This is a genomic window from Niallia sp. FSL W8-0951, from assembly GCF_038006525.1.
GTDB lineage: Bacteria > Bacillota > Bacilli > Bacillales > Cytobacillaceae > Niallia > Niallia circulans.
This window is the reverse complement of the sequence record NZ_JBBOVK010000001.1, coordinates 3,746,867-3,768,275: the sequence shown is the minus strand read 5'-3', so window position 1 is coordinate 3,768,275 and position 21,409 is coordinate 3,746,867. Positions and strand designations below refer to the sequence as shown.

Annotated in this window: 17 protein-coding genes; 9 read left to right on the top strand and 8 right to left on the bottom strand. The window is 37.3% G+C overall.

The genetic code is table 11. The features are described from left to right. The first annotated feature begins 168 nt into the window (after window positions 1–168). The 6 genes from NSS71_RS18380 to pgmB all read left to right on the top strand — a co-directional run bounded on the left by NSS71_RS18380 (window position 169) and on the right by pgmB (window position 7,831). Window positions 169–1,428: an extracellular solute-binding protein gene (locus tag NSS71_RS18380; protein WP_061796964.1), complete on the top strand. Its 1,260-nt coding sequence runs from the start codon at window positions 169–171 to the stop codon at window positions 1,426–1,428. A 231-nt stretch (window positions 1,429–1,659) separates the two neighbouring features. Then, the gene (locus NSS71_RS18375; RefSeq protein ID WP_341151901.1) at window positions 1,660–2,961 is read left to right on the top strand and encodes a carbohydrate ABC transporter permease; all 1,302 of its coding nucleotides are present in this window, start codon (window positions 1,660–1,662) and stop codon (window positions 2,959–2,961) included. A gap of 1 nt (window position 2,962) precedes the next feature. Further along, the gene (locus tag NSS71_RS18370; protein ID WP_061796960.1) at window positions 2,963–3,799 is read left to right on the top strand and encodes a sugar ABC transporter permease; all 837 of its coding nucleotides are present in this window, start codon (window positions 2,963–2,965) and stop codon (window positions 3,797–3,799) included. Between the two features lie 108 nt (window positions 3,800–3,907). Continuing rightward, a complete protein-coding gene (locus NSS71_RS18365; protein WP_251687837.1) occupies window positions 3,908–4,780 on the top strand; it encodes a DUF1189 family protein in 873 nt (290 codons plus the stop codon). Between the two features lie 12 nt (window positions 4,781–4,792). Next, window positions 4,793–7,069 (top strand): glycoside hydrolase family 65 protein, encoded by a 2,277-nt coding sequence (locus NSS71_RS18360; RefSeq protein WP_341151900.1) that lies wholly within the window; start codon window positions 4,793–4,795, stop codon window positions 7,067–7,069. 102 nt (window positions 7,070–7,171) lie between these two features. Next, window positions 7,172–7,831: a beta-phosphoglucomutase gene (pgmB, locus tag NSS71_RS18355; RefSeq protein WP_047940860.1), complete on the top strand. Its 660-nt coding sequence runs from the start codon at window positions 7,172–7,174 to the stop codon at window positions 7,829–7,831. A gap of 278 nt (window positions 7,832–8,109) precedes the next feature. Here the strand turns inward: pgmB and NSS71_RS18350 are convergent, their stop codons facing one another. Beyond that, window positions 8,110–9,879, bottom strand: a complete 1,770-nt coding sequence (locus NSS71_RS18350) for a glycoside hydrolase family 13 protein (RefSeq protein ID WP_341151899.1) — start codon at window positions 9,877–9,879, stop codon at window positions 8,110–8,112. Window positions 9,880–10,155: 276 nt separating this feature from the next. Between NSS71_RS18350 and NSS71_RS18345 the strand changes: the two genes are divergently transcribed. Next, on the top strand, window positions 10,156–11,112 hold the full coding sequence (locus NSS71_RS18345) for a LacI family DNA-binding transcriptional regulator (protein ID WP_047940858.1): 957 nt from the start codon (window positions 10,156–10,158) through the stop codon (window positions 11,110–11,112). Window positions 11,113–11,303: 191 nt separating this feature from the next. Here NSS71_RS18345 and hxlB read toward each other — a convergent pair whose 3' ends face one another. The 7 genes from hxlB to NSS71_RS18310 all read right to left on the bottom strand — a co-directional run bounded on the left by hxlB (window position 11,304) and on the right by NSS71_RS18310 (window position 18,343). Continuing rightward, window positions 11,304–11,852, bottom strand: a complete 549-nt coding sequence (gene hxlB, locus NSS71_RS18340; RefSeq protein ID WP_341151898.1) for a 6-phospho-3-hexuloisomerase — start codon at window positions 11,850–11,852, stop codon at window positions 11,304–11,306. After that, entirely contained in the window at window positions 11,845–12,462 is a 618-nt protein-coding gene (hxlA, locus tag NSS71_RS18335; RefSeq protein WP_047940856.1) for a 3-hexulose-6-phosphate synthase, read from the bottom strand. The genes hxlB and hxlA overlap by 8 nt, the downstream gene beginning before the upstream one ends. A 137-nt stretch (window positions 12,463–12,599) precedes the next feature. Continuing rightward, window positions 12,600–13,604 (bottom strand): LacI family DNA-binding transcriptional regulator, encoded by a 1,005-nt coding sequence (locus NSS71_RS18330; RefSeq protein ID WP_047940855.1) that lies wholly within the window; start codon window positions 13,602–13,604, stop codon window positions 12,600–12,602. A 91-nt stretch (window positions 13,605–13,695) separates the two neighbouring features. Next, window positions 13,696–14,976 (bottom strand): MFS transporter, encoded by a 1,281-nt coding sequence (locus NSS71_RS18325; RefSeq protein WP_047940854.1) that lies wholly within the window; start codon window positions 14,974–14,976, stop codon window positions 13,696–13,698. Continuing rightward, window positions 14,973–15,938 (bottom strand): sugar kinase, encoded by a 966-nt coding sequence (locus NSS71_RS18320; RefSeq protein ID WP_047940853.1) that lies wholly within the window; start codon window positions 15,936–15,938, stop codon window positions 14,973–14,975. Before NSS71_RS18320 ends, NSS71_RS18325 begins: the two co-directional genes overlap by 4 nt. Then, window positions 15,925–16,710, bottom strand: coding sequence for a hypothetical protein (locus NSS71_RS18315; RefSeq protein WP_053215589.1), 786 nt, complete (start codon window positions 16,708–16,710; stop codon window positions 15,925–15,927). Before NSS71_RS18315 ends, NSS71_RS18320 begins: the two co-directional genes overlap by 14 nt. Before the next feature lie 265 nt (window positions 16,711–16,975). Continuing rightward, window positions 16,976–18,343 (bottom strand): MATE family efflux transporter, encoded by a 1,368-nt coding sequence (locus tag NSS71_RS18310; protein ID WP_047940852.1) that lies wholly within the window; start codon window positions 18,341–18,343, stop codon window positions 16,976–16,978. Between the two features lie 322 nt (window positions 18,344–18,665). Between NSS71_RS18310 and NSS71_RS18305 the strand changes: the two genes are divergently transcribed. Beyond that, complete coding sequence (locus NSS71_RS18305; protein WP_047940851.1) at window positions 18,666–19,865, top strand: MFS transporter; 1,200 nt, start codon at window positions 18,666–18,668, stop codon at window positions 19,863–19,865. Between the two features lie 481 nt (window positions 19,866–20,346). Then, window positions 20,347–21,366: a PTS transporter subunit IIC gene (locus tag NSS71_RS18300; protein WP_047940850.1), complete on the top strand. Its 1,020-nt coding sequence runs from the start codon at window positions 20,347–20,349 to the stop codon at window positions 21,364–21,366. Window positions 21,367–21,409 lie beyond the last annotated feature (43 nt).

Here is a 21,409-nt window from a genome sequence, read left to right as displayed (position 1 = left end):
CCATAAAATTATACATACTTTTACGGACATTACCCAATAATAGCGTAATTTATTCATTGTTATGTTTTTATGTTACATTCTGTTATCGGTAACACAGAGAAAGCGATTGCATTAAAACGGTTTCAAATCTACAATAAGAATGTGAGATAAATAAGGAGGGAAAATTTCATGAAGAGTTATAAAAAACTATTAATGTCAGGAGTAGCGTTACTTACTGCATTCTCTTTAACCGCTTGTGGCGGCAATGATACGAAAGAAAGTTCAAAAGGCGGATCTTCTGACGGAAAACAAACATTAACTGTGTCAGTAGATGGAGATGGATATAAAAAATATATTGATAGTATCAAAGGCGATTTTGAATCTAAAAATAATGCTGAAGTAAAAGTTGTCGTAATGGCGATGACAGATCAAGCTGACGCATTAGCGCTAGATGGTCCTGCTGGAACTGGTCCAGATGTATTTATCGCACCATATGACCGTGTTGGTTCAATGGGAAGCCAAGGGCATTTAGCTGAAGTAACAGCACAGCCTGAAGGAATTACAGAAACGGAAGAAAAACTAGTAACGTTTGATGGCAAACAATATGGAACACCATTTGTTATCGAAACTTTAGTAGGGTTCTATAATAAAGATTTAATTAAAGAAATGCCTAAAGATTTCTCAGAGGTAGAAGCATTAACAAAAGATAGCAAGTATGCATTTGAAGCTGAGTCTGGCAAAAACACAGCTTTCTTAGCGAAGTGGACGGACTTCTATTTTAGTTATGGATTAGTTGCTGGATATGGTGGATATGCATTTGGAAAAGAAGGAACAGATCCAACTGACATTGGTTTAAACAACCAAGGTACAATCGATGCCATTAAATATGCAAAGACTTGGTATGATCAATGGCCTAAAGGTATGCAGGACGTAACCGGTTCTGGTGACTTTATCACAGAAATGTTTACTACTGGTAAAACAGCTGTAATTATTGATGGTCCATGGATGGCAGCAACTTTTAAAGATAATGGCGTTAATTATGGAGTTGGTGCAATCCCTACATTACCAAACGGTGAAAAATTTGCTGCATTTGGTGGAGGAAAGGCTTGGGTAGCTTCTTCTTATGCGAAAGATCCGGAATTAGCTGCAAAATGGTTAGAGTATGTGGGGAATGCTGATAATTCAACAAAATTCTTTGAAGCTACAAACGAAGTTCCTGCAAACACAATTGCACGTAAAGCGGTACCAGCAGATAATGAATTAGCTCAAGCAGTTATTGCAAACTTTGAAAACGCTTCTCCGATGCCTAATATTCAACAAATGGCTGAAGTATGGGATGGCGGACAATATCTAATGTTTGATGCAGTTTCTGGTGCGAAAACACCTGAACAATCTGCAGAAGATACAGTGAAAAATATTAAAGAATCGATTGATCAAAAATATAAATAAGGTAGCTTAAAGGAAGGGAGATATTCCACTCCCTTTTAGTCGAAATTTCTAATTGTCATAGCTGATAATTAGAAATTTCGTCTTTCCATAACGCAATCGTTTGCATTGAAAACACTTACAAAACAAGTTGGTTTATCAAAAAAAGTTGGGCGAGTGATGATTTTTTTTGGTAAATCAATAAATTACCATTATGCAACAATATGCAATTTTATAGAAAGGGGATAGCCCACAATGAGTCAAAATGAAAGAAATCATAAAAAGAAAGCATCCCTGTTATCCATTATTCCTGGGTTAGGTCAGTTTTATAATAAACAAGCATTTAAAGGAATAGTATTTTTTGCTCTCTTCTTCGTTTTTGCAATAGAGATGGCATTAACTGGATTTCAGGCTTTAGAAGGCTTAATAACATTAGGAAGTATACCTCGTGATGATCACTCGTTATTCCTAATGATTAAAGGAACATTACAGTTAATTTTAACTGTTATCTTTCTCTTCTTCTATATATTAAATATTTTTGATGCTCGTAAGATAGGAGCATTAAGAGATAGAGGAGAAAAAATCAATACGAAGACGGTAGATATATTGAAAAATCTTTGGGAGCAAGGATTCCCTTATATCTTTACATTCCCGTCTTATATTTTAATGGCTTTTATCATTATTTTTCCGGTATTAGTGACATTATTTATCGCTTTTACAAACTATGATTTTCAACATATACCGCCATTTAAGCTGATTGATTGGATTGGTTTTGAGAACTTTACCAACATCTTTTTCTTAAGTTCTTATCGTGCAACATTTATGAAAATCCTTGTTTGGACATTAATTTGGACATTTGGGGCAACTACGTTACAAATCGTTCTTGGTGTCGTTGCTGCTGTTGTGCTGCATCAGAAGCATGTAAAAGGGAAAGCATTTTTCCGAATTCTTTTCTTATTGCCATGGGCTGTACCGGCATTTATTTCTATCATGGGATTCTCTAATATGTTTAATGACAGTATCGGTGCTATTAACGCACAAGTAATCCCATTGATTAATCATCTTCCGTTCATTGACATACCGGCAATTTCTTGGAAGACAGATGCGGCTTGGACAAAAACAGCACTTATTATGATCCAAGGCTGGCTTGGATTCCCATATATTTTTGTAATGGTAACAGGAGTATTGCAATCTATTTCAGATGATTTATATGAAGCAGCCAACCTTGATGGAGCAACTGCTTTGCAGCAATTCCGCAATATCACACTACCGATGATCCTTTTTGCAACAGCGCCAGTTATGATCACACAGTATACATTTAACTTTAACAACTTCTCTATCATCTACTTGTTTAATGAAGGTGGTCCAGGAAGTATTGGATGGAATGCAGGATCGACAGATATCCTCATTTCGTGGATTTATAAATTAACAACAGGGCAAGCACCGCAATATGCAGTTGCAGCAGCGGTAACATTGATTATTTCCGCAATTGTAATTGCAGTATCACTCATAACATTTAAGAAAACAAATGCTTTTGGCAATGAGGAGATGATGTAGGATGAGCATGAAAGCATCGCGACTTATCAATAGAATATTAACGTACGGTTTTCTTGGAATCCTATCAATAGTAATCATTTACCCATTATTAGTAACGGCATCAAGTGCCTTTCAAGCTACTAATATGGCGGCATTTACTTTGAAATTGAATGCAAACTGGGGACTTGATAATTTCCAAAGACTTTTTAGCGAAACGAATTATTTAAGCTGGTATAAAAATACGATTATTATTGCGGTTGCAGTAATGGTTGTGCAAGTAACATTGGTAACTCTTTCTGGATATGTATTCAGCCGCTATCGCTTTGTTGGAAGAAAATATAGCTTAATTTTCTTCCTCGTTATTCAAATGGTTCCGACAATGGCAGCATTAACGGCTTATTACGTACTAGCGACAGTACTTGGAGCAATTGATTCTTATTGGCTGCTATCATTAATCTATATCGGTGGTGGTATTCCGATGAACGTATGGTTAATGAAAGGGTATTTTGATACCATTCCGCGTGAATTTGACGAAAGTGCAAGAATTGATGGAGCAGGTCATTTAAGAATCTTTGTACAAATTAATTTACCACTGGTGCGCCCAATGCTTGCTGTTCAAGCTTTATGGGCATTTATGACACCATTTAATGATTTCTTATTATCTAAGTTTTTATTACGCTCCAACGAATTATTAACATTGGCGGTTGGGTTACAAACATTAATTTCCAACCCGCGTGAACAAAAGGTAGCGCTATTTGCGGCAGGGGCGGTTCTCGCAGCATTACCAATTGTTGTCTTATTCTTCTTCCTGCAAAAGAACTTTGTATCTGGTTTAACTAGCGGTGGATCAAAAGGCTAATCAATGACCAAGAGAAGAAATGATAGAGACGTCTGCTATTAGTGGGGCGGGCGTCTTTAGGATAGAAAGAAAACAACGAAGAATTTTAAGTAAGAGAGTGGGATTACAATGAAGAAGTCGGAACCATTTTTGATGCAATATTTTAAGTCTATTATTACACCGACAAATGTATTTAAGGGTAAGAATCTATTAACATGGCCGAAAATGATTTTCCTTTTTATTTTCTTAATTGCCTGCATGATGATGCCAACCTCTATTCAAATGGCAAAACTAACAAACTTCCCATTTGAGTTTTTGTTTCCAAAAACAGCTGAATTAATCACAGCTGACTTTGCCGATTCATTGTCTTCTAAACAAGTTAAGAACGGCAAGTTAGTGGGAATAGACAGTCAATATACAGAAGAGACAGGCGGAAATGTGATTGCGATTGATAAAGATAATAAATATCAGCTGACTGGAGAAGACCAGACAATTGGTATAAAAGGATATGCAAACGCCATTGTTTTTAAAGAGGACTATGCTGTAGTTGCCGAAGAAAATGGGTTTGGGTTTCAATTGTACTACCCAATGAATGAGGAGAAATATCCTTTCAAAATAGAAAACAAGGAAGATGTCCTGCAATATATCGGAACATTATGGTATGTGCAGAACAAAGCCTTCCTTCTGCCAATCCTGTTACTATTACTGGCTGGTGTTTATACAGCGATGAATGTAGTGCAATTTCTATTTATGTCATTCGTATTATGGCTGACAAAGAAATCCAATATTACCGATATAAGAACCTTTAAAGAGGCAGCAACCATCGTCCTTAATGCAGCAGGACTGCCAACCATATTAGCTGTAATCTATGGATTTATTCAATTTGATGTTGCAACCTTCATCATGATACAAGGACTTGGAACGGTATTAATGATTGCATTTGCATTTTTTAGAACAGGTTTTAAAGAAAAAAGATTAAAGGTAGACTCAGATAAAGCATAGGGAGAGAAGATTATGACAAATAAGCGTCTTTTCGAAATAAACAGCTGGAAGCTAATATCAAATAAGTTGGAAAAAAAAGAAAAGCGACTGCAGGAAAGCCTAACCTCCATTGGAAATGGTTATATGGGGATGCGGGGAAACTTTGAAGAAGGCTACTCTGGGGATTTTCATCAAGGTACGTATATTGCAGGCGTATGGTTTCCTGATAAAACAAGAGTTGGCTGGTGGAAAAATGGCTATCCTCAATATTTTGGTAAAGTGATCAATGCGCTGAACTTCATTGGTGTAGATATTTATGTAGACGGCACCAAAGTAGATTTGTATAAGGAAAACATTACTGATTTTCACCTAGAGCTAGATATGAAGGAAGGCATTTTAAGAAGAAGCTTCATCCTCCACAAAGGAGAAAGTCAAATCCAGTTTAAGTTTGAGCGCTTTTTAAGTATTGTTGCAAAAGAAGTTTGTGCAATAGATATAAAGGTAACAGCGCTAACAGGAGCGCATAAGATTGAATTAGTTCCATATTTAGATGGTGATGTGACTAATGAAGATTCCAACTATGAAGAGAAATTCTGGGAAGAGACTGGCAGAAAAGTAGAAGCTAATGCTGCCAATCTAATAATGAAAACGGTTGATAATCCTTTTGGAACACCAAGATTTGCAGTATCTGCTTCGATGTCAAATACCATAAATCACTTAGAAGTGACTTCTTACAATGAAAAGCCGATGTTTGTTGCCAATGCATATAACAATAAGCTTAAACAAGGGGATACACTCCACCTCCAGAAGTATGTAGCGGTTTCGACCTCTCGTGATTGGGAAGAAGAAAGATTAGGGGCTGTTTCTGATCTGTTAGCAAAACAAGCGAGAGAAAAAGGATATGATTCCTTAAAAGAAGAACATATTGCTGCCTGGGCAGCCCGCTGGGAAAAGGCGGATGTTCAAATTGATGGGGATGAAGAAGCGCAGCAAGGAATCCGATTCAATATTTTTCAATTATTCTCTACGTACTATGGGGACGATGCGCGTCTCAATGTAGGGCCAAAAGGTTTTACAGGAGAAAAATATGGGGGAGCAACCTACTGGGATACAGAAGCATATATCGTACCAATGTATTTGGCTGTAGCAGAGCCTAAAGTAACTGAGCAGCTATTACGTTATCGCCGCCAACAGCTGCCAGGTGCGGAGCATAATGCCAAACAGCAGGGACTGAAAGGTGCATTATACCCAATGGTAACTTTCACTGGGGTAGAGTGCCATAATGAATGGGAGATTACCTTTGAAGAAATTCATCGTAACGGTGCCATTGCCCATGCTATTTTTAATTACACAACGTACACAGGTGACGAAACCTATGCATTAAATGAAGGATTAGATGTATTAGTCGGAATCAGCCGCTTTTGGGCAGATCGCGTACATTATTCGAAAAAAAATGATCAATACATGATACATGGAGTAACAGGACCAAATGAATATGAGAATAACGTAAATAACAATTGGTATACGAATAAGATTGCGACGTGGACATTAAGATATACTTTAGAATTACTTGATAAAACAACTTCAAAAAGAAAAACAGATTTAAATATTGGCAAAAGTGAATTAGCAAAATGGCAAGAAATCATTGACAAGATGTATTTCCCAGTAGATGAAGAATTGGGAATCTTTGTTCAGCACGATACATTCCTTGATAAGGATTTACAGACTGTAGATACCCTCTTAAAAGAAGAGAGACCACTTAATCAAAATTGGTCTTGGGATAAAATTTTGCGTTCTTGTTTTATTAAGCAGGCCGATGTTTTACAAGGGATGTACTTCTTAAATCATGAATTTAGCTTAGAAGAGAAAAAGCGCAACTTTGATTTTTATGAGCCAATGACTGTACATGAATCAAGTCTTTCCCCTTGTGTTCATTCTATTTTAGCAGCAGAAATCGGGCTGGAGGAAAAGGCATATGAGATGTATCAGCGCACGGCAAGATTAGATCTTGATAATTATAATAACGATACAGAAGATGGATTGCATATAACTAGTATGTCAGGAAGCTGGCTGGCTATTGTCCACGGTTTTGCTGGAATGCGCACAGCAACAGGAATTCTTTCCTTTGCACCGTTTGTTCCTAAAGGATGGAATAGCTACACCTTTACAATCAATTATCGAAATCGATTAATTCGAGTCACGACGACTTCAGAGGAAGTGAAATTAGAGCTTCTGTCTGGGAATGCGTTAAAGATTCAGTTATATGGAAAAGATACTTTATTAGAAAAAGAGTTTGTTGGAAAGAAGTAGCTAGTTAGCAGAAGGGAGCCGTTGATTGATTGTTATTCTATTGCTAGAGAAAGGCGCTAGAATAAAGGAAGCGCGGCTCCTTTTTCATAGGAGGACGTGAATATGTTAAAAGGAATTATCTTTGATTTAGACGGAGTTATTACAGACACTGCAGAATATCATTATTTAGCGTGGAAGAAAACAGCTGAGGCCATTGCTGTTCCTTTTGATCGTGAGTTTAATGAAGAATTAAAAGGTGTTAGCCGCATGGACTCTTTATATAAAATACTAGATCATGGGGGAATTCGCGGGCAATTTTCCGACGCGCAAGTGGAAGAGCTGGCACATGATAAAAATACCTATTATCAAGAGCTAATTAAAGAAATTACCCCGAATGATTTATTGCCTGGGATAAAAGACTTCTTGGTAGAATGCAAAGAAGCTGGTTTACAACTTGGCCTTGCTTCTGCAAGCAAAAATGGTCCAGTGATATTAGATCGTTTAGAAGTAACAAACTTTTTTGATACCATCGTTGATCCCGGAAAATTAAAAAAAGGGAAGCCTGATCCAGAAATCTTTGTAAAAGCAGCAGAGCAGCTGCAGTTACAAGTGCGTGAATGTGTGGGAGTGGAAGACGCGGAAGCTGGCATTCAAGCAATAAAGGGAGCAAATATGTTTGCAGTTGGTGTTGGCACCCCTGACCGCATGAAATTAGCAGATTGGCAAGTCGGAAGTACAGCAGAAATAACCCTTGAACGCTTAAAGGAAAAGTTAGGGGAATAATAGGGTGGCAAGAGAATGGAGTGTGTGGTGCGCTCTGTTCTTTTTTATTTGGCTGGGGAAAGTGCTGTTTTGGGGAGAGGGAGTAAAAGTAGCATTCTAAGAGAGATGAAAGCCAGAAAAAGAGGGGTAGCCGAAAAAAATGGCGTTCATGTGAGCGATAAAAGCCAGAAAAAATGATATTCAACGCATATAAGCCCCAGCCAAGTTAATAACAATAACAAAAAGCGTATTCCCTTGCATAGCACAGGAGGAATGCGCTTTTTAAAAGAAGGCTGGTGTTAGCTTTTTACCTTGAATTGTAAAATTGAAAATGCACCTGGAGACAATGTTAATTCTTTTTCTAGATTCCAAATAATCTCTTTATCATGATAGAGATCTTGAACATTTTTATTATCGATATTTTCAACAGGAATCGTGAAAGTTTGTTCTTGATCTGTGTTATTAATAGAGAAAATAATATGTTCCTCTTTGTATGTTTTTTGGTACATTGTAATATTATTATTATTTGAATCTACGAAAATAAATGATCCTTTGTTACCAAATGCCGGATGGTTTTTACGAAGTGAAATCAATTTTTGAATATGGGCAAATAAGTCAAGATCTTGCTTTTCTTTTTCCCACACCATACACTTTCTGCAGCCTGGATCCTGTGTACCATCCATTCCTATTTCATCGCCGTAGTAGATACAAGGTGTTCCTGTGAAAGATAAAAGGAATAAATAAAGTAGTTTCACTCTATCCTTTCGATTATTTGCAAGTGTCAAAATACGAGGCGTATCATGACTATCTAATAGATTAAAAGATACTTCATTAACACTACTTGGATACATATGAAGGACATTGGTAATCGTATGTTTGAACTCTGTCGAAGTAATCGAATCCTTCGCAAAGAAATTTACAGCACCTGTTGTGAACGGATAATTCATGACAGCATCAAACTGGTCTCCCTGCAGCCAAGGCATAGAGTCATGCCATATTTCTCCAAGAATATACACATCGGGCTTCAATGCTTTCACTTCTGTGCGGAAATCTCTCCAAAATGGATGATCTACTTCATTGGCAACGTCCAGTCTCCAGCCATCGATGCCAAATTCTCTTACCCAATATCGGCCAACTTCTAATAAATATTCTTTTACTTCTGGATGGCTTGTGTTTAGCTTTGGCATAAACGGGGTAAAGGCAAAAGTATCATAGTTTGGAATTGGTGCTGTTTGAATCGGGAATTCACGAATATGGAACCAATCTTTATAGATAGATTCCTCCCCCTTCTCCATGACATCTTGCCATTGAGGGAAGAAATAACCACTGTGATTAAAAACAGCATCTAACATAACTCGAATCCCATGATCATGAAGAACATCTACCATTTTTTGAAACGTCTGTTTATCGCCAAACTGGGGATCGATTTCCATATAGTCAATTGTATCGTATTTATGATTAGAGTAAGCTTTAAATATTGGAGTGAAATAAACACCATTAACGCCTAAATCGACTAAATAGTCTACATGATCGATAACACCTTGAAAATCGCCGCCAAAAAAGTTGGTAGGGGTTGGCTCTGTACTTCCCCATTCGAGTGTATCAGCAGGATTAAGCATAGGATCCCCGTTAGCAAAGCGTTCTGGGAAAATTTGATACCAAACCGTATCTCTTACCCAGTCGGGAGCATAAAAAGAATCCTCTTTATGCACAAAAGGAATACAAAAATAATAGGCAGTATCATCTGTTGGAATTGCTTGGTAAAATCCTTTTTCTGTATAGATGAGTGTCTCGCCTTTAGAAGATAACTCAAATCCATAGCGTAAACGTCGATACTCAGGCTTTATTTCAATAAACCAATAATCATAAAGTTCTGTGCTGCCACTTTTTTTCATGGTAGCTTTTTCGTATTGCCAAGCTTGATTCACAAAAATGTAAGGGTCTCCAAAAATAAGCTGAACAGACTCCATTTCTGCTTTTTTCGTCTGCAGACGGATGTGGACCATATCTTCTTTATAAATATAAGAAAAATTATTGCCAGGCCGATGGTAAATCGCTTCTTTTAACATAAAATCTCCCTTTCTACGCAATCGTTTGCATTATTAAATAGTTGAGTATCTAGCAAAAAACAATTATAATATAAAAAGATAAAAGGAAAACGTTTGCACCCCTCTATTATCAACCCATTTTCGTTATTTATCAAGCATATTTATAAAAAAGTTTAGTTTAAATATAATAGTGAATAATTATTTGTTGTAGAATAAATGAAGTAGTATAATAAATCGCTTTCAATAATTAGTAATCTAATGGATAGAGAAATTTAAATTTATACTGGGGGAGTTCCATTGGCAACACTTTCAGATGTGGCAAAAAAAGCAAATGTCTCAAAGATGACTGTTTCAAGAGTGTTAAATCATCCCGAGCAGGTAACAGATGAATTAAAACAGCTTGTATATAAAGCAATGGAAGAATTAAATTATGTTCCTAATTATGCGGCAAGAGCATTGGTTAATAATCGAACACAAGTGATTAAATTACTGATTTTAGAAGAAATGGATACGGTTGAACCTTATTATATGAATTTATTAACGGGAATGAGCAGGGAGCTGGATAAGAACCATTATTCCTTACAGCTAGTAACAAGGACATCGCTTAATATAGGAAAGTGTGATGGCATCATTGTTACGGGTATGCGTGAATCTGACTATGCTTTTATTGAAAAATTAACAATTCCGGTTGTATTATTTGGAGAGAATTTGCATGGATTTGATTTTGTCGATGTGGATAACAAAAAAGGGACATACGTTACGACTAAACATATTTTAGACCTAGGATATAAGCAGCTAATTTTTATCGGAATTGATGAGAAAGAGCCTTTTGGGCAGCTTCGTGAGGCAGGGTACGTAGATGCAATTTCTGAGAATGCTATAGAAGGAAAAATTATAAGAGTAGCAAATAGTTCAAGAGCAGCAGAGGCAAAGGTTTCTGAATTCCTATCAAAGAATGATGGTAAATTTGGATTTGTTTGCGCTTCTGACCGCATTGCAACAGGGGTGATTCGAGCAATCCAGAAGGCAGGGAAAAGTGTGCCAGAAGACTACGCAGTAACTGGGTTTGATGGCGTCTTTCTAGATAGAATCTCATCACCGAAAATTACCACAATTAAGCAGCCCTTAATGGAAATGGGAGAGGCTTGTGCACGCATGCTCCTAAAAAAAATTAATGAACGAAACAAAAATCAAGGGAAACATATTTTTGAGCCGAAGCTCATTGTTCGTGAATCGACCATTCTAGAAGAGTAGAGTGATTTAACCATTTTTAGCAATTGTCAATTCGTGTTTTGGCGAGGGCAAACAATAGCAGTGATAATAAGAGGATTGTTCTTTTATGATAAAAAACAGCCGATATGCTCTTCAAAAGAGGCACAATAAAAAATACCCGCTAAGGAGCACGTACACACAGTCACTCGCTTCTACGGGTATTTATCAAGCCATTATTCCATATTGCTGTGTCTCTTAAAGGCTTCCTCAAATCCAATCTCGTTTAGCTCAGCAAAATTTAGACAAATGGTATCAAAGACAATATGGGCACACTGATCAAATAATGAGCCTAAGGGCTGGATAGACTTCATCTCATTTGCCTGCCGATATTTCGTGCTTGCCGGAATGCAGATTGTATGGGTTGCTTCTTCCACAAGTGGAGAGCTAGGATCAGTAGTTAAGACTAACACAGTGCACCCTAGCTTATGAGCCGTTTCAGCCGTCCAAATAACAGACTTTGTTTTCCCAGAACCAGAAATAGCGACTAATATATCTTCAGAAGAAAGAGCAGGAGTAATGGTCTCTCCCACTACATAAACGGTTGCTCCTAAATGCATTAATCTCATGGCAAAGGATTTGGCCATGAGCCCAGATCGTCCTTCTCCCACGACAAAAATTCTTCTTTTTTCTCTAATTAATGCGGCTGTATCAATTAATAAGTTCTCATTGACTTGTGACAAAACGACTTGAATTTCCTGTTGAATAGCTGTAAGCCTACTCATTGGATAATACCTCCTGATTAAATTGTCTTGCTACCTTTGCTGGATCGGCAGCCTTCGTAATAGCGGAGCCAATAATGGCTATATCGATGCCGCTTTTTTGAAGCTGTGGGATAGAATCGATAGTAATTCCGCCTGCCGCTGCAATTGGGGTTAGGCAGAAAGTGCCGGTTTCCCATTCGCTTTTCCCATTTAATTCTTGCTCATCCTTACTTATATGGTAGCAAAAAATAGCATCCTTAATCGTGGCAAGTGATATCATTTGTTCTCTGGACGTGTTTAATAAATCAATCATTACTTTTTTTTGCTTCTTTTTCGCTACTTCCATACATGTCTCAATGGTTACTTTTGGGGCTGTTCCCATAACTGTGATAATATCTGCCCCGGCAGCAAAGCTAATCTCTGCTTCATATTTCGCATTATCCATTGTTTTCGTGTCAGCAAGGATTTTTTTATGAGGAAATGCTTTTCTCATTTGGCGGACGCTGTCTATTCCAAATTCCTTGATTAGAGAGGTCCCAACTTCAATCCAGTCAATATCAGCTTCTACTAACTGGGCTATACGAATTGCTTCAGAAATAGTTAATCGGTCCAAAGCTAATTGAATAATCATTGTCAACCGTCCTTTCTTTCAATACTAAACCGGTTTATTTAAACGGTAAAAATTTTTAATAGATTAATGGAACAGTATAGAAGCGTCATTCTGCTCATCTCAATAAGTTTAGAAGGAACGCTTCTCAGATAGATCTTTTATATTTTCTTTATTGAGGATTGTCTAACAATTAATTCACAAGGATAAATAATTTTTTCTACTTTAAAATATTCCTTGTTAACTTGTTTTAATAATATTTCCGTAGCCTTTTTTCCCATTTCAAATGCAGGCTGTGCAATCATAGTCATTGGAGGATTAGAAAGATGTGCAAAAGGAAAATTATCAAAAACAATTAGGGATACATCTTCAGGAATACGTAGTTTCTTTTCCTGTAAAAATGCTAAAGTCTCTAAGAACACTAAATCATTACCTGCTAGAATAGCAGTAGGTGGGTTCTTTTTTTGAAATAGGTGATGTAATTCATTCTTCACATTTTCTATTTCTGAGCTAATAATATTGTCTTCGCAAATGTCTATAGAGTTTTCTAGCAAAGCTTTCTTATAGCCTTCAATTCGTTCTTTTCTTGTCGAAATAGTTAATGGCTGTGTCAAAATAGCTATATTCCTGTGCCCATTTTCCAAAAATAATTTAATTGCGTGATAGCTTGATTCTACATTTGTGGATAGAATAAAAGGAGCATCTATTTCCGGAATATCTCGATCCATAAAGACAACGGGATAATCTTCCTCTATCATTTTGGCATAAATATCGGTGTTTTGCCCTGTTGGAAAAATAATCAGACCATCTACCTGTTTGGCACGCAATGTTTCTATATATGTTCGTTCCTTTTTGGGATTGTTATCAGCGTTGCAGATGATTGCCTGATAATCATGTTCGAAACAGTAATCTTCAATAGAACGGCAGATTTCTGTCGAAAATCGATGGACAATATCAGCAACAATAATTCCAATCATAGAAGTTTTCTTTTGTTTTAGGCTCCGTGCAATATAATTGGGATGATACCCTAGTTGTTCAATGGCACTTTTGATTTTTTTCCTTGTGTCTTCTCCCATATATTCATAACGCTTGTTGATATATTGTGAAACGGTGCTTTTAGAGACACCTGCATATTTCGCTACATCCGCCATGGTTACTTTCGCCATTTGTTTTCCTCTCTCGCTACTTTAATAGATTCTTTTTTAGTATAAAACAATCTACCGTTACAAGAAAGCGAAAGAGGAAAACGCTTAAAAATTAGTCATGCAATGGTTGCTGTGCTAATTTTTCTATTACCTTCTTTTCCTTTTTTGTAGCAATAATTGTTAAAATAGCTGACAATAATAAGGATATTGCCATGAAATTATAAGAAGCTCCAAAACCACCAGTTAAATCATTTAAATAGCCAACGATATAGGCTCCAGCGAAAGAACCTAATGCTCCCATACTATTGATTAATGCCATTGCCCCGCCAGAGACGTTTCTAGGAAGGATTTCTGGAATAATCGCAAAGAAAGGGCCATAAGGTGCATACATTGCTCCTCCAGCAATAGAAAGGAGAATAAAGGATAACCAGAAATTACTTGTGCCAATTAAATAGGAGCCATAGAAGCAAATTGCTCCAATTAAGAGAAATGGATAGACAAAAAGTTTGCGATTTTGATATTTATCTGAGAAATAAGAAACCGCTAACATTAACACACATGCTAGTACATAAGGAATTGATGCAAGCCAGCCCGTTGTTACAATACTTGCATTTGGGGCTGAATTAATAATAGTAGGAAGCCACATCACAAAACCATATACGCCAATACTCCAAAGTGCATATTGAAGACTAAGCAGGATAACAGTCTTTGACTTAAATGCTTCACGATAGTCCTTAACTGGTTTAAGTTCTTTTTGTTCTTCTAACAAAGCTTGATGAATGGCAGCCTTTTCGTCGCTGTTAAGCCATTTTGCATCTTTCGGATGATCATTGACTAGTTTCCACCATAAAAATGCCCAGATAACGGCAGGTAAACCTTCTAATATAAACATCCATCTCCAACCGAGAGATTCAAGAATATAACCAGATACAATACTCATCCATAAAACGGTTGCCGGATTTCCTAGAATGAGGAAGGTATTTGCGCGAGAACGCTCTGCCTTTGTAAACCAATGACTTAGAAATACTAGCATCGCAGGCATAACAGCACTTTCTACTACCCCTAAGCTAAAGCGTATAACGAATAATATGTTCACATTGGAAATGAGGCCAGTGGCTGTTGCTAAAAAACCCCAAAGGATTAATGACCAAAATATTAGTTTTTTTGCGCTCTTATTCTCTGCGTAATGAGCTCCTGGAATTTGAAAGAAGAAATATCCTAAAAAGAATAACGCGCCAAGCAGAGAAGAGGTAGCCGCAGTAATATTTAAATCCTCTGCCAAGCCGCCAGCAGCTCCAAAACTATAATTTGCTCTGTCTAAATAAGCTAAGCTATAAGTAATAAAAACAATCGGGATAAGACGAATCCATCTTTTTTTAGAAAGGGTATTCATATACGTACACTCCTTTGAGATTGATTGTTTATAAAATGCCTAAGTTCTTGTTTATCCGGATAGCCAGTATTGTCACCAAGCGATTGTACAGCTAATGCACCAATTGCATTTCCTCGCTGCACGGATTCCTCTACAGTAAGACCTTCTAAGAACCCACTTATTACTCCAACAGCAAAGCCGTCCCCTGCACCAACTGTATCAATCACCTTTGCTACAGGATAGCCATAGATGGTTCCTTCTTCTGTAGGGGATTTATAATAGGCACCTCGCGCGCCAAGTTTGATGATAACTAATTCCACGCCAGCGTCTAAATAATAGGAACCAATATCAGCAGGTGTTTGATAGCCCGTTAGTTTGATGCCTTCCTCTAATCCTGGTAATACATAGTTCGCTTGTTTTGCGAAGAAATTGATGGTATCTACCATTTCCTTTTCTGAATTCCAAAGATTTGGCCTTAAATTTGGATCAAAAGAAACCTTTTTACGCTCCCTTTTAAAAAACGATAAAGCATGCTGAGCAAAATCTCTAGTTTCCAAGGAAAGTGCTAATGGAATCCCAGTCATATGCAGATGCTTTGCTTTCTGAAAATAATCTTCATCAAAGTCCGCGATAGCTAGATGGCTTGCAGCAGAGCCTTTTCGGAAATATTGGACTTCTGGATCACCTTTGGTTACCCGTGACTTTAATTGAAATCCAGTTGGGAAATATGCATCTGTCATGATTTGTTCTATATGAACTCGATTCTTTTGGAGGTTTTCCGTTATAAATTTTCCAAAGGCATCAGCACCAACTTTACTTACAAAGCTAGCTTTATATCCTAATTTAGCTAAGCCGATTGCTACATTTGTTTCCGCACCTGCCAGTTCCATTGTAAAATGCTGTACCTCATGTAGTGGGCCGCAAGAGTCGGCTATAAACATTGCCATGGCCTCGCCAAATGTAATGACATCAATTGAGTGCATGTGATTTTTCCCTCCCTTGATTTGCATGGACAATCTCTATAAATTTATTAATCTCCAAGCTTGATCTCTCCAAGGAAAACTCCAATGCTCTCGGAATGGCAGCCGGAATCAAATAATCCATTTTTCGCCAAAATGCATTTGGATCAAGTGGTAAGGGATCGGTAAAAAAATGCTTGCCTTGTTTAAATACATGTTTTAAATGAAAATAAAAAATATATGGTTGGAAAATTTGAAATGCTGTCAATGCATCTTCCTCCTGAATTATCCAGTTGCCTATATCAAATGTCATTTTGATTGGCATCTCCAAATTAGAAGCGTTTTCAAAAAAGGATGCTAACGGCTGGATTTTTCCCCCTTCCATTGTTTGATCATTTTCCACTAATAAGGAAAGAGAAGGGTAGTTCTGGATGATGTTCCATAAGGAGTGCAGCTCTGATTTGTTCTCCAAATAATGTCCCAGGGGGAGCTTAACCCATTTTGCTGAGAGAATCCTGCTCTCCTCCAAGATAGTATGAAGTGCTTGCTCGTTTACAGCACCCGCATTGTTCCAAACTGGAATGGGAGCAGAGTAAACGGTAAATAAGTTAGAATGCTGGAGAATAGGCTGTATAAGCTGTAAGGTTGTTAGCAATTCCTCTTCATGTAATAATTCTCTCCTAATTTCAATTCCGGAGGCTTTTGATTTTGCAATGATTGAAATGGCTTGAAGTAAATCTTTCGTTGCAATTTTTTCGTCAAAAAAGGAGTTCAAAGGGATATATATAGCAGACATTTATATCTCACCTTTCATAAAACGATTTAGTAAACCGGTTTAGTGATATTATAAATGGAATGAAAGCGCTTTTCAATAATTAATTCAATAATTAGGGAAAAAGTAGGAGAAGGGGATAATATGAACATTATTGGGGAGGGTATTCGCGAAAAGAGGGGAAGTATTCGCGAAAACACTTGAGAAATTCGCGAAAAAGAAGAGAAAATTCGCGAAAAATACAATTTATCAGCCAAACCCAAAAAAAGGTCTATGTAAAAACACTCTTTTACATAGACCTTTCCGAAATCGAACGATTAACTTTCACTCGTTCCCAAGGTTTTGACTTCCAGCGTCTGAAGGCAAATATTCCTCTAAACCATTCATCTATCCCTTGAGCCAACCAGATACCAAGAAGTCCCAATCCTAATGTAATTCCTAGAGCATAGCTCAGCGTAACGGCAATTCCCCACATGGAGATAATACCAATAATGACAGGGAAGCGAACATCACCGGAGGATTTTAAGGAACTCATTAAGACAATATTCATCGCTCTTCCTGGTTCTGTAAAGACCACTGCCCAGAGAATAGGTAGCCCGATAGCAATAATTTCATAGTTATCTGTAAATAGCTCTAATATTGGCTGGCCGATTAATGCCATTACAAGGGCTGCCGCTAATGAAACGATCATGGCAAGTCTAAGTGTTTTAATGCCTCGTTTCAATGCACGGTCAAACTGCTTCCCGCCAATATAACGTGCAACCAGAAGCTGAGTACCTTCAGCAATTGCTAAAGTAAATAAATAGCAGATCATGGAAATATTACTAATATATACTCTGGCTGCTAAGGAGGCATCTCCTAGAGAAGCAACCATTGCAGTAATCATAAGCTGTGAAAATTGATACGATAAATTTTCTCCCGCAGAAGGAATGCCGATATAGAGCATATCTCGAATATCTTGTTTATTGACTTTGATGAAATCCTTAACGGAAAAGGTTAAAGCAATTCTTTTATAAACAAGATAAAGCAAAACAAGCACAGCAAATGTACGAGCTATAACGATAGTCCATGAAACACCAATGACACCTGTGATAGGTAAACCAAAAACACCAAGAATACTAATGGCATAACCGGATACGCTAATTACATTCATCAAAACACTAACAATCATGGATTCTTTTGTAAAGCCATGACTTCTTAATATGGCACTAAGTGCAAGTGAGAGAGATTCTAAGAAGAGGGACGCACCACATATACGAACAAATATTAATCCATATTCTAATACTTCACCGCGAATATCGAAAAGTTGTAATAAATGTTCACCGAAGATAACAACGAGGGCTGCAATAATTATGCCGAACCAGAAGTTTAAACCAACCGCAGAGCGTGCAAACCTTCTAGCAAGATTAAGCTCATTAGCCCCAAGTTTTTGCCCGATTAGTATCATGGCAGCAATAGACGTTACATTAAAGACTAGAATAAAAATCCCAAGAAGCTGATTGGCAACTCCTACACCTGCAGCTGCGCTGTCAGAATAATGGCTTAGCATTAAGGTAGCAGTTACTCCCATACCCATGTGTAAAGCAAGTTCAATAAACAGTGGCCAAGATATATTAAAAAGAGACTGATTTTGTATTTTATTTGTTGAAACACTCAACAGGTAAAACTCCCCTTTACATTTTAAAAATAGAAAACATAACAATCATTTTATGCTTATTTGGAAGAAAGTAAAGGGAATGAGAGCATTTTTTTTTAGAAATTTTTCAAAAATCTTGAATATAGTAGTAATTAGCGCTTTTTTTGGAATTATTTATAGGAATAACCCATTATTTACCGTAACATATGCTAAGTATTTTGCCTTTTAACTAAAAAATTATTTGAAATGTAATGAATAGTGTCATGACAAGTGTTATTATAATAGTTAGTTTTTATAATTATACCTATCAGTGGGAACCTAAGGGAAAAATGGGAGGATTACAATGAAAAAGGAAATATCTCAAAGAAAGATTCTTGGTATCGCAGGATTAGGATGGATGTTTGATGCGATGGATGTTGGAATGCTTTCATTTATTATTACTGCTCTCCAAGCAGATTGGGGTTTATCGGGAAAAGAAATGGGCTGGATTGGCAGTATGAATTCGATTGGAATGGCTGTCGGAGCACTTGTTTTTGGATTAATGGCAGATAGAATCGGAAGAAAACATGTATTTATGATTACATTATTACTCTTTTCTATTGGCAGCGGGCTCTCTGCCTTTACTACATCCTTAACTATCTTTCTAATCCTACGTTTTTTCATTGGAATGGGACTTGGTGGGGAACTGCCGGTAGCATCCACACTTGTTTCAGAAAGTGTTCCAAAGGAAAAACGAGGCAGAGTCGTTGTGTTACTTGAAAGCTTTTGGGCATTTGGCTGGTTACTCGCTGCAGTAATCTCCTATTTTGTTATTCCAAAATATGGGTGGCAGGCCGCACTTATAATAAGCGTTCTCCCAGCATTTTACGCTATATATTTACGTTTGCATCTACCTGATTCACCAAAATTTTTAAAAGTAGAAAAAGAGAAAAAGCTAACGATTAGGGAAAGCTTGCAAGCTGTATGGTCGAAGGAAAATCGGAAGCAAACAGCAACCTTATGGATTTTATGGTTCTGTGTAGTCTTTTCTTATTATGGAATGTTTTTATGGCTTCCGAGTGTCATGGTATCTCAAGGCTTTAGTATGATAAAAAGCTTTGAATATGTATTAATTATGACACTAGCACAATTACCGGGATATGCTTTGGCAGCCTATTTAATTGAAAAAGCAGGAAGAAAGTTTGTACTCGTTCTATTTTTAATTGGGACAGCAGGTAGTGCCTTTATGTTTGGGTTAGCGGGAAGCACAGCGATGCTGCTTACTGCAGGGATTCTTTTATCCTTCTTTAACTTAGGTGCATGGGGAGCTCTTTATGCTTATACACCAGAACAATACTCGACCAAGGTCCGAGGAACTGGAGCAGGAATGGCTGCTGCGATTGGAAGAGTTGGCGGAATCTTAGGACCGTTATTAGTTCCCTACCTAACAGCACAAAAGGTTTCGATTCCCGCTATTTTTACTATTTTTTGTATTGCTGTATTAATCGGAGCAGCAGTAGTTCTGTTTTTTGGAAAAGAGACTAAGAATACCGAAATTATTTAGAGTGGCTCGCCACTCTTTTTTTTGTTAAATATTCTAACAAAAGTTCAATTGTGAAAAAAATTTTACATATAACCTTCATATTGATTTTATTTTTCTTGAATAATAATCACTTTTTATATAAAGGGAAGAGGAAGATTACATTCTGATTTCTATGATAGCGTTTTAATAAAGACTGAAATAAAAAAATTATTTACATATTCAGAATATTGGTGATATTATAGCTACACACTAATTAAACGGTTTAGGAGGAGCATGACATGAAGATCAAAACAAATACAGCACTGAATATTATACTCATATTATGCTCTTAGGATTAAATAATCCCTCTTTATTAAAACGGGAATTGTTTAGTCCAGTTTTTGTTATTTAAAAACAAGGCGCTAAACAGTTTGTAAAACTTGAAGGTGCCTATCCATTATTGGACAGGCTTTTTTGTTTTTATCTAGTTAATAATTATTTTCAAATAGAGGAGTAGAGAATGATGAAGAACAAAGAATATTTTATGGAACGAATGTATAAAGCCTCAGCAGGAATGTCAAATGCAGTCCTTGTAACATTAGGAATGGGATTGTTGTTAGAATCGATCGGAAAAGCATTTGGCTGGGATGTTTTAATTCAAATTGGCGGAGTAGCAAAGGTATTGTTAGCACCGGCATTTGGAGCGGGAATTGCCTATCAGTTAGGTGGAAACACATTAGTTATTTTTAGTGCGATGGTCTGTAGTACAATTGGGGGAAATGCGCTGCATGCAACAGATGCTGGAATGGTGCTTGTTTCCGGACAGCCAATCAGTGCAGTATTAGCAGCAGTAGTGGCAACATATGTTGGGAAGTGGATTAACGGAAAAACAATTTTAGATATGGTGGCCATTCCAGCTGCAGCAATTTTAGTTGGAGGAATTGCTGGAGTAGGTTTAGCGGCAGTGACAACTCCAATGCTAGAATGGATTAGTGCCCAAATCACTTCATCGGTTCAAGGCTCACCTTTAGTAGCGCCAATGGTTATCTCGTTAGTATGGAGCATCCTGCTGATGACTCCAGCATCATCAGCAGCTTTAGCAATTGCATTGCAAATGGATCCAGTGTCAAGTGCGGCAGCGTTAATCGGGTGTACGGTACAATTTGTTGGATTTACAGCGATGTCTCTACGTCAAAATGATTTAGGAGGATTTCTTGCACAATCTATCATTACACCAAAAGTACAGTTCCCTAATTTGGTCAAAAACCCATTGTTAATTATTCCACCTTTTGTAGCAGCCGTCATTTGTGCCCCGATTGCAACATTAGGATTCGGATTCACGGCAACGTATGAATTGGCTGGATTAGGATTGAATTCTTTAATTGCGCCAATCAGCATTATGGCCACACAAGGCTTGCATGGATTCTTAATTTATGTGGCAGTAGGTATGGTCCTTCCAATTGTGATTACACTTCCGCTTTATTTCGTGATTCTTCGCGCAGGCTGGGCAAAAGCTGGAGATTTAGCTATGAAAGTACAGTAAAAATTATGAATCGAGGCTTCCGAAAATTAGGAAGCCTCTTTTG